We start from the raw sequence: 25,282 nt of genomic DNA, 5'->3' as shown, positions 1-25,282 counted from the left end.
TTTTCGATTAAAGGAGTAGTGGAGTAATCATGGAATTAATACGATGGGCGATTGAACTAGGAGAATCGGTGCATGGAAATACGTATGAAGAATTGATGCCACTACTAGACTATTATTATGATCGTGATCATTTAAAAGCGTATTGTATCGCAAATCTTCTTTTAAACATGGATGTATTAGATGAGGACCGGGAAAGAATCGAATTAAGAAGATGCATCGCTGCTTATTATGCTGGATTATATAAAGTAGCAAGAAAACATGCAAATGAGTTGGTACTTAAACATCCGGATGTAGATCTATATAAAAATAATTTAAGATTAATGGAAGTTTATTTGAATAAAGAATATGATTATTGTCTTTTTATATGCCCAAAGACATACGGTAGTTTCATAGATGTTGCGCGAGCTTTAAAGTGGAGGTTGGAGCAGGAGGGAAATACAGTAATTATATCAGAAACAATACTGGAAAATGTAAAGAATACAGTTGTTTTTGGAGCACATACATACGCATATAACCCGAACCTTCTTCCGAAAGATGCAATTGTTTATAATTTAGAACAGCTATACGAAGGAAGTCCATATGCGCACCCCCTTTATTTAATATTATTAAAAGATAGAGTGATTTGGGATTATAGTAAACAAAATATAGAATGGCTTAAACAAAAAGGGGTAGGAAAAGAAATAAAACATGTAGAAATGAACTACGCTCCAACTTTGGAAATAAAAAAAGATGCGTTTGAAGATGAGATTATTGAAGATATTGATATTCTGTTTATTGGTGCTCTTAATCCGAGGCGACAAGCTATTTTTGATCATCTAAAAGCGATTGCCCCGAATTTAAATATAGTTTTTAAAAATAATGCGTGGGGAATTGTTAGAAATGAATTGATTGCTAGAGCTAAAATTATATTAAATATTCATTTTTATTTATCAGGAATTCTTGAAACACCTCGCGTGTCTTATGCAGTCGCAAATAAGAAATTTATTATTTCCGAAAATAGTAATCCAGAAGATGAGGTAGAGTGGCCAGGAATTGTGTTTACTCCGTACGAAAAAATAATTGAAAACGTAATGAAATATATAGAATTACCAGAAGAACGGAAAAGATTAGCGGAAAAAGCATATAATCATTTTGAAGCAAATGAAAGTTTAGGTACATTGAGCATGAGAGATGAAACAAAGTAATTGTACAAAACTCATACGAAAGTATGAGTTCTTTTTTGTTTATCATACTATTTTATGAAACAAGTTAACTCTTTATATTGTGTTTTGTATAGAAATTTCTGATAATATATAAGTAGAACTTGAAAACAAAGGGGAGAAATAATCATGAAACTAGTCGTTATTAACGGTACACCAAGAAAATTTGGTCGAACTCGTGTGGTGGCAAAATATATTGCGGATCAATTTGAAGGGGAATTATATGATTTAGCAATTGAGGAGTTACCTTTATACAATGGAGAAGAGTCACAACGTGATTTAGAGGCAGTAAAAAAATTAAAAACGTTAGTGAAAGCTGCGGATGGGGTTGTATTATGTACACCAGAATATCATAATGCGATGAGCGGTGCGCTGAAAAACTCTTTAGATTACTTAAGTAGTAGTGAATTTATTCATAAACCAGTTGCGTTGTTAGCGGTTGCTGGTGGCGGTAAAGGTGGAATAAATGCATTAAACAGCATGCGAACGGTCGCTAGAGGTGTTTATGCAAATGCAATTCCAAAACAAGTTGTGCTTGATGGATTACATGTGCAAGATGGTGAACTTGGGGAAGATGCAAAACCATTAATTCATGATGTAGTTAAAGAATTAAAAGCATATATGAGCGTATATAAAGAGGTGAAAAAACAACTAGGAGTGGAGTGATATGTCCTCACTTTATCATGATTCTCGCTTGTATTACATTCTAGGAGCCAATAGTCTATCTGCTATTGGTTCCGGAATTGTTATGATAACGATTCCTTGGCTGTTAATTAAAGAGAGTGGAGGAGAGACAACATTTGGTTATGTTTCTATCATTGCAACCCTCATTATGTTTTTATTAACACCATTCATTGGGCAAAGTATTGATCGTTTTTCAAGAAAATCTTTATTGCTATGTAACGAAGGAATCGGAATAGCCGTAATCGGAATAATGGTTATATGGGGATTTGCTGGGCAACCTTATCATTCTATTCACTATATTCTTATTTATATAGCCGGATCATTCTACTATTTATTGTTTTATCCTACAATATTTGCGTTCAACCAAGAGATATTTCAAGCAGAACATTATAAAAGTTTAAGTGGAACGATGGAAATACAAGGACAGTTAACACAAGTTATTTCTGGAGCGGCTGCGAGCTTCTTAATTGAAATTGTATCTTTGAAGTGGATTTTGTTAGTAGACATGTTAACTTTTGCTGGAGCATTTTTTCTTTTCTTATGTATACCGTACGTAAAGAAAAAAGAAGTGAAAAGAAAAATAACATTTAAGAAGCAATTGTTTGAAGGAATTCACTTTATGAAAAAACGTCCTAAGCTCTTTTGGTTCTTACTGGCCACTTATATGCCGTTTATAGGCGTTATGATGGCAAATTATTTAATACCAGTTTATATTTCGGATATACTTAAAGCCAATGCCTCTGTATACGCAATAGAGGGCACGATGTACGGTGTCGGAGCGGTTGTTGCAGGAATCTGTATTCCACTCATAATGAAATATGTAAAAACAGAAGTTTCAATCGTTATGACGATGTTCATTTATGTAATTTCAATTACCGCAATGTTTATTGAACCTTCCGTAATTTTCTTATATGGACTTGCAATTTTTCATGCAGTTGGAAATGCGGGTACAAGAGTGGCGAGAAATGTATTGATGATGGAGGAAATTCCAAACGAAGTAATGGGACGTGTAGACAGCTTATTTCGCCTAATTGGTACTGGAATACGAATTGTATTATTAATGCTGTTTACAGCGGGTGTATCTAAAGCCGGAGTAATGCTTCCGTTTTACGTATTAAGCTGCATATTGATCTTCTCATTAGGAATCGCTATTTATTATGTACTATCACAACGTAAAGTAGCGGCGAATGTTTCTAATAAATCAATCGTTTAAAAAACACTTCTGCCGCCCTTTCTTTTTCTGTATAATAAAAAGAAAGGGAGTGCAAACTTATTTATGAACAAATGGATCTTTCTTATCATTTTATTATTACCGCCACTATACATCATTTATATGACGTTTAGAATGAACAAAGTTGCTCGTGAAAAGTTGAGCTATCACTCTCCGTACGTTCTTATACTGGGTGCAAAGTTATTTGGAGATAGACCGTCTTTATCTCTTCAAAATCGTTTGGATGTAGCGGTGGAGTATTTATTTTCCCATCCTGAAGCGAAAGTAATTGTTTCAGGTGGTCAAGGAGAAGATGAAGATATACCGGAAGCTCACAGCATGAGAAACTATTTAATGGTACACGGTATAGATGAGAGTCGTATTTTAATAGAAGATCAATCTACAAATACGTATGAAAACTTAAAGTTTAGTATGGATTTATATAATGTGAAACATGCAGTAGTTGTAAGTAATACGTATCATTTATATCGAACGAAAATAATTGCAAAGCGTTTAGGCATGAAGATGGAGGCACTAGCTGCTGAAACACCAATTCGTTCTAAGAGAAAAATGTATGTTCGCGAATATGCTGCTATTATGAAAACAATATTGTTCGACCGTTAGAGCTCAAATGTGAGCTCTTTTTTAATTTAAAAGCGTATCATTTGAAATGAATGCCATATTCCATCAAAATAAAGGAAACAACATTAAAGGAGTTGTATTTGTGATTCAATTTAATCATGTGTCAAAATCGTATGAAGATGGCACGAAAGCAGTGGATTCATTGCATTTAGAAATTAAAAAGGGAGAATTTTTTGTTCTCATCGGTCCGAGTGGATGCGGTAAAACAACGACAATGAAGATGATTAATCGTTTAATCGAAACGACTGAAGGATCGCTTTTAATCGATGGAAAAGATATTCAACAATATAATATAAACGAATTACGTTGGGATATAGGATACGTGTTGCAACAGATTGCTTTGTTTCCTCATATGACAATTGCTGAAAATATTGCAATTGTTCCTGAAATGAGGCAATGGAGCAAAAAAGAAATTAAAGCACGCGTCGATGAATTGTTACATATGGTTGGATTAGATCCGGATATTTATCGAAATCGTATGCCTGATGAATTGTCAGGAGGACAAAAACAACGTGTCGGTGTCGTGCGAGCATTAGCTGCAAACCCGAAAATCGTTCTTATGGATGAACCATTTAGTGCGTTAGATCCATTAAGTAGGGAACAGCTTCAGAAGGATATTGTACAGTTGCAAAAAAAGATTCAAAAAACAATCGTATTTGTAACACATGATATGCAAGAAGCATTATCACTTGGAGATCGCATTTGTATTATGAAAGAAGGAAAAGTTGTTCAACTAGATACACCAGAAGGAATTATACATAATCCGAAAAATGAATTTGTAGAGGAGTTTATTGGAAATCGCGGACGAACTTGGTATCAGGGGAAAAGTATAGCAGATGTATTGCCGCTTGATCAAAGTGTGCAATTAGAAGGGCAGGCGCTATCATTACATTCTTCTTTACAAGAAGCGTTAATTCGTGTGCGTGATGAGGAGGTCGTTCCAGTTGAAAAAAACGGTCAATATATTGGAGCGTTAACAAGTCGTCATATTGTCAATTACATTGTTGAACAAATGAAGGAAAGAGGCTAAACAGTGACTAATTTTATACAAACGTTCCAAGAACGAAAAATAGAATTACTAACTGCATTAAGTGAGCATTTACAAATATCGCTTATTTCATTATTTTTTGCAGTAATTATAGCGGTGCCACTTGGCATCTTATTAACAAGAAAAGAACGAATGGCTGAATTTATAATAGGAACTTCTGCAGTAATGCAGACAGTGCCATCACTTGCATTACTCGGACTATTAATTCCATTAGTAGGAATCGGAAAACTTCCAGCGATTATCGCATTAGTTGTGTATGCACTATTACCTATTTTACGAAATACATATACAGGAATAAGGGAATTAGATGAATCTCTAATAGAAGCCGCGAAAGCTATGGGGATGAATAGTTGGAGAAGATTGTGGAAGGTAGAACTTCCTCTTGCATTGCCTATCATTATGGCCGGTATTCGTACAGCGATGGTATTAATTGTTGGAACGGCTACATTAGCAGCTCTCATTGGTGCTGGTGGGCTCGGTAAGCTTATACTATTAGGTATAGATCGAAATGATCATGCACTTATCATTTTAGGGGCCGTACCAGCCGCGTTACTCGCTTTATTCTTTGATATAGTACTTCGCATACTTGAACGACCGAAACGCTCTTCTAAGCGTGTTATATTGACGATATGTATTGTTTGTATAATGATTGCTTCTCCATTTCTTTGGAGTACAGAAAAGAAAGATATTGTTATTGCGGGCAAACTTGGATCAGAACCTGAAATTTTAATTCAAATGTATAAGCAGCTTATTGAACAAGATACAGATTTACACGTACAATTAAAACCAGGTCTTGGAAAAACAGCATTTGTATTTGAAGCGTTGAAATCAGGGGAAGTAGATATATACCCAGAATTTTCAGGAACAGCTTTATCTACTTTCGTGAAAGAAGAACCAAAGAGTACAAATCGTGATGAAGTATATGAGCAGGCTCGCATTGGAATGGAAAAGAAATATAATATGATTATGTTGAAGCCAATGGAGTATAACAATACATATGCACTAGCTATGCCGAAAAAAATAGCAGATCAAAAGAATATAAATACAATTTCTGATTTAGGGAATGTTGCACAGGAAGCCAAAGTAGGATTTACATTGGAATTTGCTGATCGTGAAGATGGTTATAAAGGAATGCAAAAATTATATAACTATAAGTTCTCGAATGTTAAAACGATGGAGCCGAAGCTGCGTTATAGCGCAATTGAATCTGGAGATGTTAACGTAATTGATGCATATTCAACAGATAGTGAATTGGAGCAATACGGACTGAAAGTGCTGAAAGATGATAAAGGGTTATTCCCACCTTATCAAGGAGCACCATTATTAAGAAAAGAAACGTTACAGAAATATCCTGAACTTGAAAAGGTATTAAATAAATTATCTGGAAAGATTACAGATGAAGAAATGCGAAAAATGAATTATGAAGTTAACGTAAATGGTAAAAGTAGTGAAGAAGTCGCAAAACAATTTTTACAAAAAGAGAAGTTACTTCGTTAAATTTACAAGAAATATACAAATTTATATGTTTGAAATGACCGTTCATTACAAAATGAGCGGTTTTTTTGTGCATACTTATACATTTTTTCAAAAAAGTATTCCATTTTTGCTCATTTTCTTTTAGAATAAGTAATGTTTTCCTGAAAAAATATAAGAGAAACGTCTATTAGAGAAAAAGGTGACTTTAATAGTTGAACGAACATAACACCTAGAATGACAGATGGGGTGGTACAAATAGAAAAGAAGTTAGGATTTTTTCCATTAATCGCATTAGTAGTTGGAACAATGGTTGGTGGCGGTGTTTTTAGTTTACCGCATGATTTAGCAGTAGGAGCAAACAGTGGTGCAATAATAATTGGCTGGTGTATTACAGCGATGGGAATGATTCCACTTGCGCTCGTATATCAAACGTTAGCAAGACAAAAACCGGAACTTGAAGGTGGAATTTATAGTTATGCACGTGCTGGTTTCGGTGAATATATTGGATTTAATAGTGCTTGGGGATATTGGCTAGCAGGAATCTTAGGTAATGTCGCAACAATTATGTTACTGTTTAGTACATTAGGTTATTTCTTTCCAATTTTCAAAGGAGGAAATAATGTTGCGTCTATCGTTGGGGCATCACTTTTATTATGGACACTTCATTTTTTAATTTTATTTGGAATCCGTGAAGCTTCTATTATGAATGTGATCGCAACAATAGGGAAGTTAGTTCCAATCGTTTTATTTATTGTTGTAATGGTAACAGCCTTTCGCTGGGACACATTTACACATGATTTTTGGGGAGAAGGAACGATCTCACTTTCCGCTATACTTGGTCAAGTGAAAAATACAATGCTTGTAACACTTTGGGTTTTCATTGGAGTTGAAGGAGCGGTTGTATTATCTGGAAGAGCGAAGAATAGTCGAGATGTTGGTAAGGCAACAGTATTGGGACTTATTTTAGTAATGTCCATTTATATTTTAATTTCTGTCCTGTCAATGGGAGCTATGACAAGAGGCGAACTTTCTGTGTTAGAAACTCCGTCCATGGGACATGTATTAGAGCACGTTGTTGGTCCATGGGGTGCAGTTGCGATTAACATCGGATTAGTTGCTTCACTTGTCGGTACATTAATTGGCTGGTTTTTACTTGTTTCTGAAATTTCTCATGTAGCAGGAAAAGATGGCGTATTTCCGAAAGTCTTTACGAAAACAAATAAGAAGCAAACACCGCACATGGCATTATGGATTTCAAATGGTGTTGCCCAAATTATATTTATCATCGTTTTGTTTTCGGAATCAACATATCAAATTATGTATTTCATTGCATCAACATCAATTTTATTACCATATTTATTATCAGCGTTATTCCAATTTAAATTAGTCATTACAAACGAACTAAAAGACGCTAAATTAAAAAACGGAGCGTTAGCTTTAATTGCTTCTATTTACTCTGTATGGCTTCTTTATGCAGCTGGTTTAAAGAATTTACTACTCGTTTCAATTGTGTATGGAATTGGAATTATTGTTTACACGTTTGCAAGAAAAGAACAAGGGAACCGTTGCTTTGTAGGTGCAGAGAAGTATGTGATGTGGGCAATTATTGTTGCGGCTATCACATCAATATATATGTTATTAACTGGAAATATAAAAATGTAAAAAGTCCTTTTCATTTAAAGGGCTTTTTTCTTTGTTTAGAGAATATTTACTACATAAGATATTCAGGAGGGATGAGAATGGAAGAAAAAGAACAGTTGTCTAGAATAATTGATTTAGCTAGTGAGTTAAGGAAAGTATTAGTGCAAGAATCTTTTTTTAATCATCATCCTGAACTAAGAGGAGTCATTGAAAATTTAGCAAGTTCTGTTGAAAATTTGGCGGAATTACAAATAAGTAAAGATGAAAACGCTGAAGATCGATTACGTTACGTACTTGCGAAAATGAAAATTGCTCATAATGCAATTTTACAAGAGAAAAAAGCATTTCCTTCTCATTAATATAAGTTTTTATTTTGAACCTGACGGATAACGTCAGGTTTTTTATTTCTAGTTTTTCGTTTCTTTCATACACTAAGAATAGTATGAAAAAAGAAGGTGACTAAGGTGAAATTACATAAAGCTCTTCAGCCAAGTTTTATAAAACGAATGTACTATATGAGATTTTTAGGGAAATTTACAAAAGCTGAGAAAGAGAAGAGTGGAGAGAATTTTTTTGTACAATGCTTATCGCCAATACCATTCACTTTACAGGAACAATTTACAAATGAACCATATGTATTTGAAGGGTTATGTAGCAATAAAAAGAATGAAAAAATTTTTTCGGAATTAAAGAAGAGGAAATTAGAAAAGCAATTAGTAATGTTTCGTCTTTATTATGAAAGAGGAAATGTATACGTGGAGTTAATATGTACAGAAGAACCGAAAGAAATAGCAAGCAGCTATAAAATGATTCCGGCACCTAAAGTTACAAATCATAAAAAAAGAGAATCTTTAGAGCGAAAACTTAGCAACGGTTATTTATCATTTCTTATGCCAAAATTTCCGAAAGACTTTGAGCCTCCCGAATTATTGTGGCACGATGGAAGATTGTACGGAAACATATCCCTAAAGTCATCAATTAGCTCAATCGCCTATTTTGAACAGAAACGTGAATGTAAATATATAAACTGCAGTGACTGGACGAAGTATGTAGAAATAGCGGTAGAAGATCAATTATATTTTGTAAGTGATTATGTATATGAGCAATTAAAAAAACGAATGCATGAAGAAGGTAAGCTAGTTGAAGTAGAGGATATAAAAATACAAAAAGATGAATGGGAATGGGATGAGCGTGAATCGTCCTTTTTACAGTATGTACAAAGTATGGTGCATAATAAAGGGTTATATTTGGATGAAACGGATATTTATAATTTCCATATAAGTGTAAAAACAAATATGTTAACGATTCTTGGTGGTATACCGGGCGTTGGGAAATCACGTTTTGTGCAAACTTATGCAGAAGCATTAGGGTTACAGTATGGGGAAGAGTTGGTTTGGATTCCAATTTCGCCATCGTATCAAGAACCACATGATTTACTTGGTTACCTTCATCCAAATGGTACTTTTATTGAATCTGAAGCGAAGTTAGTTAGGACGTTAATGAAGGCGAAAGAAAATCCAAATCAACTGTATATAATCGTTTTTGATGAAATGAACATGTCTCATATTGAGCATTGGTTTACTCCGTTTCTATCTGTTCTTGAACTTGAAACAAAAAATCGTATTTTAAACTTGTATGAGGGTGTACAGGACATAGAGAATTCAATTCCATCAACAATTGAAATTGGAGAAAATATTATATTTATAGGTACTGTAAATTTTGATGAAACAACGAAAGAGCTCTCTGATCGATTATTAGACCGAACGAACCTAATAACGTTACAGAAAATTCCGTTTTGTGAGATGGGCATGGAACAGGGGAAAGTCGTATTACATCCACCTTTGAAAGTAACGGCGGGAGAATTTCGGATAAATTGGATGAGAAATAAAGCGATGATTGAAGTGTTTTCTGAAGAAGAATTAGAGCTATTAGATAAGTTGCATGTCGTATTGTCATCACATGACGCGTCTAAGGGAATTTCTTTCCGATGTGCAAATGCAATTGCGACTTATTTGCAAAACATACCGTTTCAAAATAACCATACCTATATGATTAGTAGAGAAGAGGGGTTTGATTTACAAATAAAGCAGCGTGTATTGACGAAAATCAGAGGGACCGAAATGATGGTTGGGCCTTTACTTTCTGAAGAAGCAAAAAGGGGGGCGACCTTAGTACCTCTTTTGCAATCTACACTTGCAAACAGAGTATCTACATTTGAACATTCTTTAGCATATATACGAGAAAAACGTAGAGAACTGGAGTTGTATGGATATGCAAAATGAAGGGCGTTATGAAACAAAAATCGTTGATACGAATGAAACGCTCCCTTTTGTATTAAAGTTAATCATTGGAAATGAGGGGAAAGGAGATTATATTTTATTAAATCGTCTTTGTACATCTACTACAGCATTAGTTCAATGTATTTATAAAGTACAAGAATTAAAACCAATAAGATTGCAGTACAATTATGAGATCCCAATGAATATTACTTTTATATGGAATAAAGTATATGAGGGACAGAAAAATATAAAAGAGGCTCAATATGAAATAAATGAAAAAAAACAAAGAGTATTAATATATGAACACGGGAAAACAGAATTCTTTTATCCATGGCGCTGTGGTCTATACCATTTTGAAGTGCGTATAGAAGATACAACGTATTATGGCGCATTTCAAATCGTACCGAAAAACTTTTTTGATGATCAATTTGAAATGATTCAAGACTATGTGAAGTCAATTTTAAATGAGTTGATTTTGGATAGAGGTTACTATAAAAAAACCTTCTCTGCACTTAGCGATATTGAGGATTCTTCTTATTTAGTGTTACTTAGAAAGTTACCGCAAAAAATGAAAATGATAAAGCAAATCTTTAAGAAAATAGAATCAAGCTCAAAATTTATAAATGAATATAAATGGGAAGGAAAAGAGCGAAAGCCAACAAGAAAAGGAACTATAGTGGCAGAACGAAAACCTTATACCAAACATTATAATCGTAAGTTTATGGAACAAAAAAATAGTAAGGAAAATGCATTTCTTAAATATAAAGCGATGCAATTTTATCATTATTTAATTGAAGCTAAAAGTTTTTTACGTCAAACAATTGAAATATTAGAAAGAGAAAAAAAGAAAAAATCAGAAGAGTTTCAAGCTGTAAAAACGATTATACAAACAATTGAGCGTAATGGATCAGTAACCGATAGAGAGAAGCAAAAATATAAAAATATACATTTACTAAAAGAAGCCGATTTACGAAAGAGCTCAATGAAAATACAAGAATATAAAATATTGGCGCATATTGTGCATGAAAATGTACAATACTTTCAAATGTTAATGCACTCTTCATTTTGGAGGGAAGTTACTGAAACAAGTAACATGAACTTACATGATTTATCGATACCACATCAACAATTACTACATCATTTAGAAGTACTCCCGCAATATACGGATCAATCTCCATCATTATTATTTGTTTATAAGCCAACGTTTTTAGTGTATGAATATTACGCTTTTTTTATCGTTATTTCACTTTTAGAGCAAATTGGTTTTGAGGCTAGAAACTCCATCCGTGAACAAATACAAGAACATTTTTATGTAGATGGATTACAAGATGGAACGACAGTAGTTTTAGAACGAGATGATATAAAGGTGCATGTCGCATTTAATGACTTAATTGAAACACATCCTCTTATTGCATTAAGTAAAGGTAGTAATTTTTACAATGGTGAGGATACGAAGAAGCCAGATATTCGCTTAGACTGTTATGTAAAAGAAGATGGGAAATACGTATATAAATCTTCTATTATTATTGAAGTGAAGTATAGTCCAATGTACAATATTTTTCAGCACGTCGGAAATACGAAAGCAACTGAGCAAATGTATAAGTACTGGTCTATAAAGTATGTAGAAGAACAGGATGGAAAGCGAGTCTATTATCGAAGGTCAATTTATGAAGTCATTTGTGTATATCCAGGAAGCCATATGCATAGTAAAAAAATTGAGTCTGGATGCGGTGTTTTCTTGCAGTTATATCCATATAAGACGAAACAAGGGGAAGAGAAATTAGCTGGAAAACATGGGATGGTACAAATTTTTGAAAAATGGCTAAAAAGCATTAAGAAGTAAAAGAAATCCTTTTTCATAAAGGATTTCTTTAGATTAAGAAGAATTATATGCTGTATGGAAAGAAACGTAGTGTAATTTAGATTTGAAAAGTGCTACAAATGTGTTATTAAAAGGAATGTGAGCGCGGGATAAAAGTCGATTAAATTGGAATCTAATTCATTTTGCAGAATATAATAAGTCATAAATATTTTTAGTTGCATACGAAGATTTGTTCTTATATGATAGATAGTGAAAGCGTTATCAAAAAAACAGAGCGGCGATGGGAAAGGCGGTTAAATATGTTCCAGCGTGTTCAAACAAAGGAAGAACATTTTGGGTTCGAGCAACTATGGGGAGATTTTTGTGAAGAAAGAAACTTAATGTTCGTAGAACGTAATTTAAATCCATCACGATTTTTATTAATAGAAGATGAACATCCTATTGGTACAGTAGAATGTATTAAGTATACGGTACCTGAACAATCGAATTCTGAGTTTTTCTATCCGTTTTCTAAAAATGATTTAGTAAAAGATTTGAAGAATGTATATGAAATAGGCAAGTTAAGTATTTCGAAAACGTCTCGTGGAAGAGGACATTTCAAAAGGCTAACAGCTATTTTATTTATACATGCGTTAGAAACAAAAGCTGAATGGTACATTGCAGCAGTAACAAAAAGAATGTATATGTATTTACTTACACTTGGTTTTCCAATTGAACCAATAGATAATCCTTTTCAGTTTCATGATACTTTACAAGGTGTACCAGTAAGAATTCATGCTCGAAAAGGGGTTACGCATTTGTATTCTTTAAAAGAATTTCGTGATGTGATTCAAGGGAATGCTCATGCACAGGCATTAATTACAGAATACAGTAAAAATATTATGTTAACGAAATAAAGCGAAGTGAATATGTATAATAAAGAGAATAATATTTGTATAGGATATAACTCTTCATTAAAAAAGACCCTTATTATTTTAATAAGGGTCTAAAAATTATAATCCAAATATACTAAAAATCATTTTGCGGCGCTTCGGTTTCTTTTCTCGTTCATATGTTGGTTTTGAATCCGGAGTAATATAAATGGGTTCTTCTTTCGTTAGGGCAGCTTCTAACTTTTGAATTCGCTCTAACATTTCCTCCATTTCACGACGGTGTTGTAAAAGTTGGTACGTGACGACATCATTTGCCTTATCTTGCATTTGTTCTTCCATTCGATCAAGTCTTCTCGTAATAGTGTTTAATTGATTAGCTAATTGCTCAAAATCATTCGATGATATGTTTTGAACAATTGTATTAACTTGAGTTTTTAATTCCTCAACTTCATTTGAGGAAGCCTTTTGAGTAGATTGAGAATTTTGAGATTGCTCTATTTGAAATCGATGGTGTTCTAACATTTGATCGACATCCTCTTGTGTGAAAATAAAGTGGCCATATTTGTTTTTCTCTATCGTAAGATTTAATTGTTGCGCGATCCGGACAACAGCCTTTGGGCTAACACCTAATTTCTTTGCGATAAATGGTGTTTTATATTCCAAAATAATCCCTCCTATATATATCCTGTTGAATGATTTCGAGCTATGAAGTAAGTTCCCTTCTAGTGCGACAAAAGAAGTGTGGAATCGGCAAAGAAAGTGTTTTTTCACGAAATTGAGTTGAGGAGAATAGTTCTTTTAAATAAAAATGTCTTATCGTAACATTTAGAATAATTTGACGAGTGTAAATGAATTAGATTATCATAATGATAAATATCTTTTTTATGTATGCATATAATATATAAAAAGGTGGTTGCTAATGTAGAATTTTGTTAGAGTATTAGAATGCTTACTTCACTTGAATAAAATTAAGTAGGAGGTGGCTTCCTTGCTTACAAAGTAAGTAAGGAAAAGTATTTGGACATATATAGTATAAGTATAGTGATTGTTTTAATTGCCTTAACGGCATTTTTCGTTGCAGCAGAATTTGCAATTGTTAAAGTGAGAAGTTCACGAATTGACTATTTAATTGCAGAAGGAAATAATCGTGCAACATCGGTCAAAACAGTCATTACAAACTTAGACGAATATTTATCTGCTTGTCAGCTAGGAATTACTGTTACAGCTTTAGGAATTGGGTGGTTTGGTAAACCTGCGTTAAAGCAAATGTTTGATACGCTTTTTGCAAATTGGAATATCTCTACTCAACTAGCAGACATTTTTGCTGTAATTTTAGTATTTTTGTTAATTACTTTTTTACATGTTGTAATAGGGGAATTGGCCCCAAAAACATTTGCAATTCAAAAATCTGAACAAGTGAGTTTGCTTGTTTCTAAACCGTTAATTTTCTTTTATCGTATTGCATTCCCATTCATTTGGCTATTAAATGGTTCAGCTCGAATCATTACGAAGCTGCTAGGGCTGAAACCGCCGAAGGGGCATGATGAGGTTCATTCAGAAGAAGAATTACGGTTGTTAGTTTCAGAAAGTTATAGAAATGGTGAGATTAATCAATCTGAATATAAATATGTGAATAAAATTTTTGAATTTGATGATCGGATTGCAAAAGAAATAATGGTACCTCGAACTGAAATGAATATTATAAGTAAAGAGATGCCTGCTGAAGAAGCTTTGCAAAAAATGTCTCGTGAAAAATATACAAGGTATCCAGTTGTTGATGGCGACAAAGACCACGTAATAGGTTTTGTGAATTTTAAAGATATTTTTACTGAATTTGTACAACATAAAGCTGTTAATAAGAAGACAGTAGAGCAATATATGAGACCAATTATTTTAGTTATCGATTCTATTCCAATTCATGATTTGTTTTTAAAAATGCAAAAAGAAAGAACACATATTGCTATATTGATAGATGAATATGGTGGAACATCTGGACTTGTTACTGTTGAAGATATTCTGGAAGAAATTGTTGGAGATATTCAGGATGAGTTTGATACGGATGAGCAGCCAGAAATTCAACAAGTTAGTGAAACGAAGACGATACTAGAGGGAAAAGTACTTGTTAGTGAAGTGAATACGTTATTTGGTTTAGGGATTGATGATGATGGTGTTGATACAATCGGTGGTTGGATTTTAACGAAGAATATAGAGATTGCTGAAGAGGATTCCATTGAAATTGAAAATTATAAGTTTTGTGTGAAAGAATTAGATGGACATTATATAAAAAGATTAGAAGTTACAAAGATAGTAGAATCGATTGTTATTTTAGAAGATGAAAAACAAATTTCGTTACAAGAGCAAATTAGCTCGTAAACTCTGCTATATAGCAGAGTTTTTTTGAGCATAATGTTTTTTGAGGCATAGGGGCTATGATACAATGACATAAGTTGAACCTTTCACTAGGTGAAGTATTGTTGTATACATATATTTGGAAGGAGAAGAATTATGAAAAAGCATTTATATATAAATGGAGATTGGAAATCTGTAAACACGTATAAACCATTATACGCACCATATTCTGAAGAAACATTAGCGGAAATTGCACAAGGCACGGAAGAAGATGTAAAAGAGGCTGTTACCGCTGCAAAAAATGCAATGACAAAAATGAATAAATTATCTGCATATGATCGTGCGACTATTTTAGAGAAAGTTGCACAAAAAATGGATGAAAGAAGAGAAGAATTTGCAGAGATTATTGCAAAAGAAGCTGCAAAACCAATACGTGCTGCAAGGGGAGAAGTAGATCGTACTGTTCAAACATACAAATTTGCAGCTGAAGAAGCGAAGCGTATATATGGTGAGACATTGCCATTAGACGCCGCACCTGGTGCAGATGGGCGTATTGCATATACAATCCGAAAGCCGATTGGGGTTATAGGGGCTATTACACCATTTAATTTCCCATTAAATTTAGTAGCGCATAAAGTTGGACCAGCAATCGCTGCCGGAAATACAGTTGTATTAAAGCCAGCTGATCAAACGCCATTATCATCGTATGCATTAGTTGAGTTATTTGAAGAGGCAGGATTGCCAAATGGAGCTTTAAATATCATTTCTGGCCCTGGCCCCACGGTTGGTGAGGCAATCGTCAAAAATGATTACGTTGCTTCTATTACTTTTACCGGAAGTCCAAAAGTTGGAATCGGAATAAAACAAAAGGCTGGGCTAAAACGAGTTACGTTAGAACTAGGTTCAAATGCTGCTGTTATTATTGATGAAGATGTAGAGTTAACAGATGAAATAATTGAACGTGTAAAATGGGGAGCATTTGTTAATAATGGGCAAGTTTGTATTTCAGTACAACGTGTTTTTGTACATGAAACGAAAATACATGAATTTCTCTCAAAGCTAAAGAAAGCGATGGAATCAGTTGTTGTTGGTGATCCATTGCTTGAGGAAACGGATGTATCAGCTTTAATTTCAAAAAAAGATGTAGAGCGAATTGATATGTGGGTTCAAGAAGCAATTAAGGAAGGAGCAACTGTTTTATGTGGTGGTAAGAAGCAGGATGCAAGAATTTTTGAACCGACTGTATTAACAAATGTTCCAGATCATGTATCTGTGCAGTGCCAAGAAGTATTCGGTCCACTCATGACAGTAAATACATTTAAAGAATTTGATGAAGCGATTGAGCAAGTAAATAATTCGCGTTACGGCTTACAGGCAGGAGTATTTACAAATAATTTATTTAAAGCAATGCGTGCAATTGATGAGCTAGAGGTTGGTGGTGTCATGATTAATGATATTCCAACGTTCAGAGTAGATCATATGCCTTATGGTGGTGTGAAAGAAAGTGGCACGGGACGCGAAGGAATTAAATATGCAATAGAAGAAATGACAGAAATGAAATTAGTATGTATTAAAAAATAAAGTGGAAAAACTTAAAACTTGCACTAAAAAACGAGTAGGAAATGTTTACGATTCCATACTCGTTTTTTACGCTTCTAGTAACTATTTAATTAAGTGTAACTTTTACTTCATTTCTTGTTTGAAAATAGTATCTTCTACATAAATTTGTTCTTTATCTATAGCAGTAGCATGAGTTAATACTAAACCGATTGGTGTTTTTGTATCTTTATTTTGAACAATTGTAAAAGGAACATTTTTTTCGTTTGCTAATTTAATGTATTTTGATAAATGTGGGTAAGCAATGCCACCATTTAGGAGGAGTTGTAATGATTGAGAAGAGCGCATGCTACCCGCCACTTCAGAGTATACATTACTTTGCATTACTTGACCGATTGTTAAAGCGATTTCCACACGCTCACGTAATGTAGTTAAATACATATTACGTTCTTCTGGTTTGTTTTGCTTTTGGCCGTAAATGCCTTCTTGGAGATAATCTTCCACATTTTTATTTACCATATTTTTCACACCTTTCATTTTCTATTGTACGCAAGAATTAAAAATGATGCAAAAAAAGTCGTTTTGACTACGGAAATAATGAAAATATGTGAAGGAAAAAGGGGATTTGTATACAATTAGTTAAATAAGAAAGAAAAAATAATTTTATCAACAGAAATTAACAAAATGTGACAAAAATCTATTAACGAATCGTATTTTTTGTGTTAATATTCAAAATATAAAGGGTATTCGTCGTATGGAAATGGAGGGAATGGAGGTTTTTCCAATCGATAAGGATATTAAAGAAATATTTTGTTCACACTTGAAAAACAATAGGCACCAATTCGTAGAGAACTGGAAAAACAAAATGATAATTTCCGAAAAAGATCCATTTAAACTAGAAGTAGTTCAAAATGGAGAGGATTTACTAGAGTTAATTATCGAACTTACTATGGAAGATAAAGATATAAATTATCTTCAACCGTTATGTGAGAAAATTGCTATTGAACGTGCTGGAGCAGATGCGAATATTGGAGATTTTGTTTATAACGCAAACGTGGGAAGAAATGAACTTTTCGAAGCGATGTGTGAATTAGATGTTAGCGCTCGTGAATTGAAACCAATTATGGCAAAAATACATACTTGTTTTGACAAATTAATTTATTATACCGTTTTAAAATACTCGGAAATTATATCGAAGAATTTAGAGGAAAAACAGCAATATATTAACGAAACACATAAAGAAAGGCTGACGATTTTAGGGCAAATGTCAGCTAGTTTTGTACATGAATTTCGTAATCCGCTTACTTCCATTATGGGGTTTGTTAAATTATTAAAGGCGGATCATCCGAGTTTATCGTATTTAGATATTATTTCGCATGAATTAGATCAATTAAATTTTCGTATTTCGCAATTTTTACTCGTATCGAAAAAAGAAATGTGGAATGAATCGGAACGGTTTTGGCTTAATGACTTGTTTCAAGACATTATACAATTCTTATATCCGAGTTTGGTCAATGCGAATGTTTTGATTGAAAAGAATTTACCGTATCCAATTCCGCTTGTTGGTTATCGGAGTGAAGTGAGACAAGTATTTTTAAACATATTAATGAATTCAATTGATGCTCTTGAATCAATGAAAGAAGAACGAAAAATTATCATTGATGTATTTGAAGAAGATCAAGCTATTCGAATTGTGATAAAAAATAATGGACCAATGATTCCAGCTGAAAATGTAGAAACGATTTTTGAACCATTTGTAACTACTAAAAAGTTAGGAACTGGTATTGGATTATTTGTATGTAAACAAATTGTGGAAAAACATAATGGATCCATTATGTGTCGATCAGATAACGATTGGACAGAATTTCAAATTGCATTTCAAAAATAAACAGTCTACACCAAATGAATGGTGTAGACTGTTTTAATTTGTGAGTATAACGGCTTCTAATTTAGGATCTTTAGTTGAATAACCTACTATTGAAATTGTATAAATAACATTTGGTTCAACATTGAATTTTGGTATAGTCAATAAAACGTTTTTATTATCTGCGAGTGAAATTTCAATATCTGCTGTACCAGGGCTAACTTGCAAAAAATCTGTTATTTGTTTAAAGAGTACATTTTCAAATAAATGATCCCCATCTTTTAAATCTACGTTTACAACAGGGGTATCTGGAGAGAAATGTGCAAACCGTATTTTGGCTTGACCAGCTGGTAAATGTGTATTATCAAGTATAGGCTGTAATTGTAGGTGATTATCACTATTTATTGCAGCAAGAGTATAAGTATGATTTCCCATTATTGGTACCAACGCTGAAAAGATTGGAGTTTCATTTCCGACAGGAACAATATCTATACGGTATTTACCTTGCACTAATGATAAATAAGGGCTGAATTGCTTAAATGAAATATTTTTAATAACCTTTTGTCCGTTTACTAAAATGTCAACCGCTGGTATATTTGGATCGGCATGAAAAATTCTTATATGTGACGGTAAAGCAGCTTCTTGTGAGTCTCTTGTTTCATACGCCTGTACAAGTTTTGATAGTGCATCGTAATATTTCATATATAATTCTATATATTTTTTAGGATTACGAAACTGATAGTAACGTGCGAGTTGTTCGTATTGTGTAACTTCTTGTCCATATTTTTCGATTTCAGATTGAGACATGAACATTCCTCCTTTGTCATCATTAAAACTATATGCGAAGCAAGAAAGCGGTTATGCAAAAAAAATGATTTTATAAAGGGAAAATTAAAAATTGACAACAAATATGTTTTCATAAAGAGGTGCTGGTGCTTACGAGAATTTCGCAGAGTAAAGCAGTACATATGACTGTACGAAAGTAAAATAAATGCCAAATTGAAAGTGCATTTCAATTAACATATTGAATACATGTCCAAAAATCGCTAGAAAACTAGGGATTTTTTTAATTATAGGCAAATACACATACAAAGTGATAATTGTCCTACATAAATTATAAAGGAAAGATACTTTGAATCTGAGGAAAGGAGTGCCACTTCGGGATAGGGATATCCCGATAGTAATTGTGAATGAAGTTATGAAAAGGTTTTGTGTTATAGGCTGTAGGATGAATTTGTAAACTTCATTTTTCTATTTATTTTAGCAATTGACAGTATTAACCCATAAGAGAGCGTCATGACGAACTGATTAGTGTGGTTAATCGGTTCTTTTTTTATAGTTTAAAACTGAAAAGTTTACATAATGAATAGGAATCTGAATTGATTAGTAAGGTGGGTGTCGAAATTTGTTTTAAAATATGCAATTTAAAGTAGGATAATAGGAAGGAGTTTAACGGGAGTTCCGTCGAAGTGTACAGAATGTCGGCATTTAAGGACAGTTGGCATTATGCTATAAAAACATTTGGTGATGTAGTCATTTCATATAAAAAGGAGGGTTATTTGGGCGTATAGAAAAGGGTTGGTCTTCGGTTTTTTAGTTCTGAATTTTCTGTTTTATAAAAATTTTTAAGCACTCATTTGTATATTTTATAATAGTTTTTTGATAAATTCACTGCTTTTGCAGAGGATTCTTTTTTATGAAAGAAACGTCAATTTTCTTCATATATATATACAAATTGGAGAAATGGGGGAGCGCTATGCGCGATTACTTAATTAAACCACTTGTTGGTCAGCCGTATCCAATGATTTCACATGGAAAAGGTGTTTATTTGTATGATCAAAATGGCAATAAATATTTTGATGGTTCGTCAGGAGCAATTACGGCAGGTATTGGGCATGGCGTAAAGGAGATTGCAGACGTTATTAAAAAGCAAGCTGAGGAGATTGCTTTCGTTTATAGATCACAGTTTACGAGTGAACCAGCTGAAAAATTAGCGAAGAAGTTAAGTGATTTAAGTGTAGGAGATTTGAACTGGAGTTTTTTTGTAAATAGTGGCACGGAAGCGAATGAAACAGCTATGAAAATTGCAATTCAGCATTTTCAAGAGCGAGGTATTCAAGGGAAACATAAAATTTTATCAAGATGGATGAGTTATCACGGTATTACGATGGGTGCTTTATCGATGTCTGGGCATCCACTACGTAGACAACGTTTCGTATCTATTTTGGAAGATTATCCGACTATACCAGCTCCATATTGTTTCAGATGTCCTGTTCAAAAGGTATATCCAACTTGTCAGCTGGCATGTGCGACTGAACTAGAAAGATCAATTGAAAGAATTGGTGCAGAGCATATTGCTGCTTTTATTGCTGAGCCGATTATCGGAGCAGCTGGAGGCGCGGTTGTTCCGCCGAAAGACTATTATAAAGTCATTAAAGAGATTTGCGACCATTACGATATTTTATTTATTGCGGATGAAGTAATGACTGGGCTCGGTCGTACTGGAGCATGGTTTGCGATGGAGCATTGGGGCGTAGAGCCGGATATTATGACACTTGGTAAAGGGTTAGGAGCGGGATATACACCGATGGCAGCGACAGTTGTAAGTGATCGTGTTATGGAACCAATATTACGTGGATCACGTTCAGTAATGAGCGGTCATACGTTAAGTGCAAATCCATTGTCTGCAGCAACGGCTTTAGCTGTTATTGAATATATGGAGAAACATAATCTTCCTGAAAAAACAGCAGAAAAGGGAGAGTATTTAATAAAAGGCTTACAGAAAGTTCAGCAACAATCGACAATCATTGCTGATGTGCGCGGAAAAGGGTTGCTAATCGGAGTAGAATTGCAACCGTTTACAAAAGCGTCAGAGCTTATTTCAGTTGCAGCTAAAAATGGTCTGCTGTTATACCAAGCAGTTTCAGGGCAAGCAGGAAAAGAAGATAGTGCACTGCTTGTAGCACCGCCAATGACAACTACATATTCCGAGTTAGATGAATTACTTTCAATTTTCTCTAAAAGTGTGGAAGAGATGATGCAAAAAGGAGGGCATAGTATCGCATGACAACTATTACAAATACATTCGGTAAATTAAAAGAAATTGAGGAAGTAATTTCTTTGTTCCATGATGATATGACATTGATGTTTGGGGGATTTGGAGGGATTGGATCCCCTCCATCTTTAATACAGGCAATTTTAGAAAAAGGCGTTACAAATTTAAATTTAATTGGAAATGACACTGGATTTCCTGATGTAGGTATCGGTCGTCTTGTTACAAATGAAAGAGTTAAATCAATAATTACTTCTCACATTGGCTCCAATCCAAATGCAGGAAGGCAACTAAACGAGGGAAGGTTACAAATTGAGTTTTCTCCGCAGGGAACATTAGCAGAGCGTATTCGCGCTGGTGGCGTTGGTCTTGGTGGTGTTTTAGTTGATGTTGGTGTTGATACGATTGTGGAAGAGGGAAAACGAACAGTTGAAATGAATGGTAAGACCTACTTAGTTGAAACAGCATTAACTGCTGAAGTTTCAATTGTATATGCGAAAAAGGCAGATCCGTTTGGTAACCTTGTATTTGACAAAAGTGCACGAAATATGAATCCCCATGTAGCTATGGCTGGGGATATAACAATTGTAGAAGCAGAAGAAATAGTCCCGCTTGGAAGTTTAGATCCAGAGGAAATTGTCGTTCCAGGTGTTTTCGTAAATTATATTGTACCGTCGGAAGGAGTGAACTGGAAATGGGTATGGGCGTAGAAGTGAGGGATAAGATTGCTAGGCGTGCGGCGAAAGAAATACAAAATGGTATGATTGTAAATTTAGGTATTGGCATACCATCGCTTGTACCAAATCATTTGCCTGAAGATATAAATGTTATGTTTCATGCGGAAAATGGAATCGTCGGCATGGGACCAACGCCAAGTAAAGGGAATGAAGATGAAAATTTGTGTAATGCAGCAGGTTTACCAACTTCTCTTATAACAGGAGCGAGTTATTTCGATAGCTGCACAGCGTTTGGGATGATTCGAAAAGGTTTGCTAGACATAACGATTCTTGGTTCATTACAAGTAAGTGAAAATGGTGATTTAGCAAACTGGATTGTACCTGGAAAACGTGTTCCAGGTATTGGTGGAGCAATGGATTTAGCACAAAAAGCGAAGCGGGTCGTTGTTGTGATGAATCATGTTGATAAGTACGGAAATGCAAAAATTGTTTCAGAGTGTACATTGCCATTAACTTCAAAGAAATGTGTAGATTTAATTATTACTGATATGGCAGTCATGGAGGTAACTCCGAGTGGACTTATATTACAAGAATTAATGAGCCCATACACAGTAGAAGATGTAAAACGACATACAGAAGCTGATTTTCAAATTAGTTCTAACTTACTAGTAATTGAATGAAGGGAGATGTAATATATGGAGCAATTAAAAAAGCAAGTTTGTGATTATATTGAGAGCCATGAAGAGGAAAGTGTGAAATTTTTAAAACGATTAATTCAAGAAAAGAGCGTATCTGGTGATGAAAGCGGTGCGCAGGCAATTGTGATTGAAAAATTACGTGAATTAGGTTTAGAGCTCGATATATGGGAGCCTTCTTTTTCTAAAATGAAAGATCATCCTTATTTTGTATCACCCCGTACAAGTTTTTCAGATAGCCCAAATATTGTAGCAACTTTAAAAGGAAGTGGCGACGGGAAATCTATGATATTGAATGGGCATATTGATGTAGTTCCAGAAGGGGATGTGAATCAGTGGGAACATCATCCTTATAGCGGTGAGAAAATCGGAAATCGTATATATGGCCGTGGAACGACGGATATGAAGGGCGGAAATGTCGCACTTATGCTTGCGATGGAAGCGATTATTGAATCTAACATTGAATTAAAAGGAGACATCTATTTTCAAAGTGTAATAGAAGAGGAAAGTGGCGGAGCAGGGACATTAGCAACTATATTACGAGGATATAAGGCAGATGGTGTCATTATTCCGGAGCCTACTAATATGAAGTTTTTCCCGAAACAACAAGGTTCCATGTGGTTTCGTCTACGTGTAAAAGGGAAAGCTGCACACGGTGGAACGCGCTATGAAGGGGTTAGTGCAATTGAAAAAAGTATGTTTGTTATAGAACATGTAAGAAAGCTAGAGGAGAAAAGAAATAGTCGAATTACAGATCCGTTATTTAAAGAAATTCCGATTCCAATTCCAATTAACATTGGGAAAATTGAAGGAGGGAGTTGGCCAAGTTCTGTTCCCGATGAATTAATTTTAGAAGGAAGATGCGGTGTTGCGCCGAATGAGACTATAGAGGCGGCAAAAGAAGAGTTTGAGAATTGGATTGCTGAATTAAATGATGTGGACAATTGGTTTGTTGAAAATCCAGTAGAAGTAGAATGGTTTGGAGCGAGATGGGTTCCTGGTGAACTAGAAGAGAATCATGAACTCATTACGACACTTCATCACAACTTTGTTGAAATCGAAGGGAACGAACCAATTATTGAAGCATCTCCGTGGGGGACTGATGGAGGTTTATTTACACAAATTGCAAACGTACCAACAATAGTATTTGGTCCAGGAGAGACGAAAGTAGCACACTATCCAAACGAATATATAGAAGTTGATAAAATGATAGCTGCCGCAAAAATTATTGCATGTACATTACTAGATTGGTGTGAGGTGAAAAAATGAAATACTATGAATCTTTTAGAGAACAGACGAATTGTTATACAGTAGAAGGTGTTTTAGATTATTTTAATAAGCGTATTCGGGTAGATCACTATACAGGAAATGTTGAAAGTATTATACAGACAATTGACGAACTAGCAGAGAAACATTCTTTCACTAAATGTATTATTAAAGGAAAGGGAGAGCATGTTTCAACATGGCTCTCTTTCGGTTTTTTGTTGGAAGCAACGATACCTCATTATTTTCAAGGACACGATGCATACTTTTTTGTGAAATATAATAATGATGAAAGACGAAATAGTATGCATTGGATTGAGGAAGATACTATATTAAGCGGTGTAAAAGGAAAAGAAATAAAAGAAAAAGTAGTTCCAGAGAAATTTTTGCTGAGAAAAGCGACTGAAGAAGATGCAGAAGAATTAGCAACTGTATTCGGAAAAGTATTTGAAGTGTATCCGACACCTTTAAATGAAGCGAGTTATGTATTACAGACGATGAAAGAAGACGATACAATTTACTACGTGTATGAATTTGAGGGGAAAATTATTAGTACAGCATCTGCAGAAATGAACATAAAGGAAGGGAATGCAGAATTAACGAATTGTGCTACTTTACCTGAATACCGTAAACATGGATTTATGAAAAGTTTACTAATTAAATTAGAGGAAGAACTTCAAGAAAGATCTATTTTCTGCTCCTATACAATTGCTCGATCGCTTTCTTTCGGAATGAATGCTGCCTTTCATCAATTAGGCTATACGTATACAGGAAGACTGGCGAATAATTGCTACATTTTCGATAAGTTGGAAGATATGAATATATGGGTGAAAGATCTATCTAGCTATTCGAAAGCAGTAAAACTTCCGCCTCAAAATTTGGCTGTAAAGCAAAACAGTTAGGTGGAGCTGGGTGTTTGAAAAAGCCGTACTAATTAGAGTTTCGAGTTATC

The 25,282-nt window shown here is 34.2% G+C and carries 22 protein-coding genes; 19 read left to right on the top strand and 3 right to left on the bottom strand.

The features are described 5' to 3' along the window. Positions 1-29: 29 nt before the first annotated feature. The 11 genes from ACTFSL_RS14995 (at position 30) to ACTFSL_RS14945 (ending at position 12,897) form a co-directional block, all read left to right on the top strand. The gene (locus ACTFSL_RS14995; protein WP_000420431.1) at positions 30-1,184 is read left to right on the top strand and encodes a hypothetical protein; all 1,155 of its coding nucleotides are present in this window, start codon (positions 30-32) and stop codon (positions 1,182-1,184) included. Positions 1,185-1,328: 144 nt separating this feature from the next. After that, complete coding sequence (locus ACTFSL_RS14990; RefSeq protein ID WP_000780355.1) at positions 1,329-1,865, top strand: NADPH-dependent FMN reductase; 537 nt, start codon at positions 1,329-1,331, stop codon at positions 1,863-1,865. A gap of 1 nt (position 1,866) precedes the next feature. After that, positions 1,867-3,096, top strand: coding sequence for an MFS transporter (locus ACTFSL_RS14985; protein ID WP_440041931.1), 1,230 nt, complete (start codon positions 1,867-1,869; stop codon positions 3,094-3,096). Positions 3,097-3,159: 63 nt separating this feature from the next. Continuing rightward, complete coding sequence (locus ACTFSL_RS14980) at positions 3,160-3,717, top strand: YdcF family protein (RefSeq protein WP_001045715.1); 558 nt, start codon at positions 3,160-3,162, stop codon at positions 3,715-3,717. Positions 3,718-3,817: 100 nt separating this feature from the next. Then, positions 3,818-4,765 carry an ABC transporter ATP-binding protein gene (locus tag ACTFSL_RS14975; RefSeq protein ID WP_226368535.1) on the top strand — a complete coding sequence of 316 codons (948 nt, stop codon included), beginning with the start codon at positions 3,818-3,820 and terminating at the stop codon, positions 4,763-4,765. A gap of 3 nt (positions 4,766-4,768) precedes the next feature. Then, complete coding sequence (locus tag ACTFSL_RS14970; protein WP_000181014.1) at positions 4,769-6,280, top strand: ABC transporter permease/substrate-binding protein; 1,512 nt, start codon at positions 4,769-4,771, stop codon at positions 6,278-6,280. 213 nt (positions 6,281-6,493) lie between these two features. Continuing rightward, the gene (locus ACTFSL_RS14965) at positions 6,494-7,921 is read left to right on the top strand and encodes a basic amino acid/polyamine antiporter (protein ID WP_000129444.1); all 1,428 of its coding nucleotides are present in this window, start codon (positions 6,494-6,496) and stop codon (positions 7,919-7,921) included. Positions 7,922-7,998: 77 nt separating this feature from the next. After that, entirely contained in the window at positions 7,999-8,259 is a 261-nt protein-coding gene (locus ACTFSL_RS14960) for a hypothetical protein (RefSeq protein ID WP_000391445.1), read from the top strand. 105 nt (positions 8,260-8,364) lie between these two features. Continuing rightward, positions 8,365-10,182: an AAA family ATPase gene (locus ACTFSL_RS14955; protein WP_440041930.1), complete on the top strand. Its 1,818-nt coding sequence runs from the start codon at positions 8,365-8,367 to the stop codon at positions 10,180-10,182. Next, complete coding sequence (locus ACTFSL_RS14950) at positions 10,172-12,022, top strand: hypothetical protein (protein WP_440041929.1); 1,851 nt, start codon at positions 10,172-10,174, stop codon at positions 12,020-12,022. The genes ACTFSL_RS14955 and ACTFSL_RS14950 overlap by 11 nt, the downstream gene beginning before the upstream one ends. 278 nt (positions 12,023-12,300) lie before the next feature. Next, entirely contained in the window at positions 12,301-12,897 is a 597-nt protein-coding gene (locus ACTFSL_RS14945; RefSeq protein ID WP_000487796.1) for a hypothetical protein, read from the top strand. Positions 12,898-12,993: 96 nt separating this feature from the next. Here the strand turns inward: ACTFSL_RS14945 and racA are convergent, their stop codons facing one another. Beyond that, entirely contained in the window at positions 12,994-13,536 is a 543-nt protein-coding gene (gene racA / locus ACTFSL_RS14940; RefSeq protein WP_000456023.1) for a chromosome-anchoring protein RacA, read from the bottom strand. 354 nt (positions 13,537-13,890) lie between these two features. Here racA and ACTFSL_RS14935 point away from each other — a divergent pair, with 354 nt between their 5' ends. Then, complete coding sequence (locus ACTFSL_RS14935; protein WP_000356250.1) at positions 13,891-15,246, top strand: hemolysin family protein; 1,356 nt, start codon at positions 13,891-13,893, stop codon at positions 15,244-15,246. Positions 15,247-15,378: 132 nt separating this feature from the next. Then, positions 15,379-16,803 (top strand): aldehyde dehydrogenase family protein, encoded by a 1,425-nt coding sequence (locus tag ACTFSL_RS14930; RefSeq protein WP_000716453.1) that lies wholly within the window; start codon positions 15,379-15,381, stop codon positions 16,801-16,803. Between the two features lie 102 nt (positions 16,804-16,905). Here the strand turns inward: ACTFSL_RS14930 and ACTFSL_RS14925 are convergent, their stop codons facing one another. Next, positions 16,906-17,298 carry a YueI family protein gene (locus ACTFSL_RS14925; RefSeq protein WP_000247558.1) on the bottom strand — a complete coding sequence of 131 codons (393 nt, stop codon included), beginning with the start codon at positions 17,296-17,298 and terminating at the stop codon, positions 16,906-16,908. Positions 17,299-17,533: 235 nt separating this feature from the next. Between ACTFSL_RS14925 and ACTFSL_RS14920 the strand changes: the two genes are divergently transcribed. Next, positions 17,534-18,667 carry a BA2291 family sporulation histidine kinase gene (locus ACTFSL_RS14920; RefSeq protein ID WP_000425086.1) on the top strand — a complete coding sequence of 378 codons (1,134 nt, stop codon included), beginning with the start codon at positions 17,534-17,536 and terminating at the stop codon, positions 18,665-18,667. 33 nt (positions 18,668-18,700) lie between these two features. Here ACTFSL_RS14920 and ACTFSL_RS14915 read toward each other — a convergent pair whose 3' ends face one another. Then, positions 18,701-19,450, bottom strand: coding sequence for a DUF4397 domain-containing protein (locus tag ACTFSL_RS14915; protein ID WP_000083284.1), 750 nt, complete (start codon positions 19,448-19,450; stop codon positions 18,701-18,703). Between the two features lie 949 nt (positions 19,451-20,399). Here ACTFSL_RS14915 and ACTFSL_RS14910 point away from each other — a divergent pair. From ACTFSL_RS14910 to ablB, 5 genes are read left to right on the top strand one after another with little or no spacing between them, the layout of a single operon-like run. Next, on the top strand, positions 20,400-21,710 hold the full coding sequence (locus ACTFSL_RS14910; protein ID WP_001205882.1) for an aspartate aminotransferase family protein: 1,311 nt from the start codon (positions 20,400-20,402) through the stop codon (positions 21,708-21,710). Then, a complete protein-coding gene (atoD, locus tag ACTFSL_RS14905) occupies positions 21,707-22,405 on the top strand; it encodes an acetate CoA-transferase subunit alpha (RefSeq protein WP_000208102.1) in 699 nt (232 codons plus the stop codon). The genes ACTFSL_RS14910 and atoD overlap by 4 nt, the downstream gene beginning before the upstream one ends. Beyond that, positions 22,390-23,052, top strand: a complete 663-nt coding sequence (locus ACTFSL_RS14900; RefSeq protein ID WP_000525293.1) for a CoA transferase subunit B — start codon at positions 22,390-22,392, stop codon at positions 23,050-23,052. Before atoD ends, ACTFSL_RS14900 begins: the two co-directional genes overlap by 16 nt. Positions 23,053-23,067: 15 nt before the next feature. Then, the gene (locus tag ACTFSL_RS14895) at positions 23,068-24,336 is read left to right on the top strand and encodes a peptidase (protein WP_000436698.1); all 1,269 of its coding nucleotides are present in this window, start codon (positions 23,068-23,070) and stop codon (positions 24,334-24,336) included. Continuing rightward, positions 24,333-25,232 (top strand): putative beta-lysine N-acetyltransferase, encoded by a 900-nt coding sequence (gene ablB / locus ACTFSL_RS14890; RefSeq protein WP_000878594.1) that lies wholly within the window; start codon positions 24,333-24,335, stop codon positions 25,230-25,232. Before ACTFSL_RS14895 ends, ablB begins: the two co-directional genes overlap by 4 nt. Positions 25,233-25,282 lie beyond the last annotated feature (50 nt).

The organism is Bacillus cereus group sp. MYBK108-1, assembly GCF_051917185.1.
GTDB classification, from domain to species: Bacteria; Bacillota; Bacilli; order Bacillales; family Bacillaceae_G; genus Bacillus_A; species Bacillus_A cereus.
This window is presented reverse-complemented; position numbering and strand designations above follow the sequence as displayed.

Bases quoted from the DNA above. Each gene is read 5' to 3' on its own strand.
- ACTFSL_RS14995 (WP_000420431.1), top strand. From the start codon at position 30: ATGGAATTAATACGATGGGCGATTGAACTAGGAGAATCGGTGCATGGA.
- ACTFSL_RS14990 (WP_000780355.1), top strand. From the start codon at position 1,329: ATGAAACTAGTCGTTATTAACGGTACACCAAGAAAATTTGGTCGAACT.
- ACTFSL_RS14985 (WP_440041931.1), top strand. From the start codon at position 1,867: ATGTCCTCACTTTATCATGATTCTCGCTTGTATTACATTCTAGGAGCC.
- ACTFSL_RS14980 (WP_001045715.1), top strand. From the start codon at position 3,160: ATGAACAAATGGATCTTTCTTATCATTTTATTATTACCGCCACTATAC.
- ACTFSL_RS14965 (WP_000129444.1), top strand. From the start codon at position 6,494: ATGACAGATGGGGTGGTACAAATAGAAAAGAAGTTAGGATTTTTTCCA.
- ACTFSL_RS14960 (WP_000391445.1), top strand. From the start codon at position 7,999: ATGGAAGAAAAAGAACAGTTGTCTAGAATAATTGATTTAGCTAGTGAG.
- ACTFSL_RS14950 (WP_440041929.1), top strand. From the start codon at position 10,172: ATGCAAAATGAAGGGCGTTATGAAACAAAAATCGTTGATACGAATGAA.
- ACTFSL_RS14945 (WP_000487796.1), top strand. From the start codon at position 12,301: ATGTTCCAGCGTGTTCAAACAAAGGAAGAACATTTTGGGTTCGAGCAA.
- ACTFSL_RS14930 (WP_000716453.1), top strand. From the start codon at position 15,379: ATGAAAAAGCATTTATATATAAATGGAGATTGGAAATCTGTAAACACG.
- ACTFSL_RS14925 (WP_000247558.1), bottom strand. From the start codon at position 17,298: ATGGTAAATAAAAATGTGGAAGATTATCTCCAAGAAGGCATTTACGGC.
- ACTFSL_RS14920 (WP_000425086.1), top strand. From the start codon at position 17,534: ATGGAAATGGAGGGAATGGAGGTTTTTCCAATCGATAAGGATATTAAA.
- ACTFSL_RS14915 (WP_000083284.1), bottom strand. From the start codon at position 19,450: ATGTCTCAATCTGAAATCGAAAAATATGGACAAGAAGTTACACAATAC.
- ACTFSL_RS14910 (WP_001205882.1), top strand. From the start codon at position 20,400: ATGCGCGATTACTTAATTAAACCACTTGTTGGTCAGCCGTATCCAATG.
- atoD (WP_000208102.1), top strand. From the start codon at position 21,707: ATGACAACTATTACAAATACATTCGGTAAATTAAAAGAAATTGAGGAA.
- ACTFSL_RS14900 (WP_000525293.1), top strand. From the start codon at position 22,390: ATGGGTATGGGCGTAGAAGTGAGGGATAAGATTGCTAGGCGTGCGGCG.
- ACTFSL_RS14895 (WP_000436698.1), top strand. From the start codon at position 23,068: ATGGAGCAATTAAAAAAGCAAGTTTGTGATTATATTGAGAGCCATGAA.
- ablB (WP_000878594.1), top strand. From the start codon at position 24,333: ATGAAATACTATGAATCTTTTAGAGAACAGACGAATTGTTATACAGTA.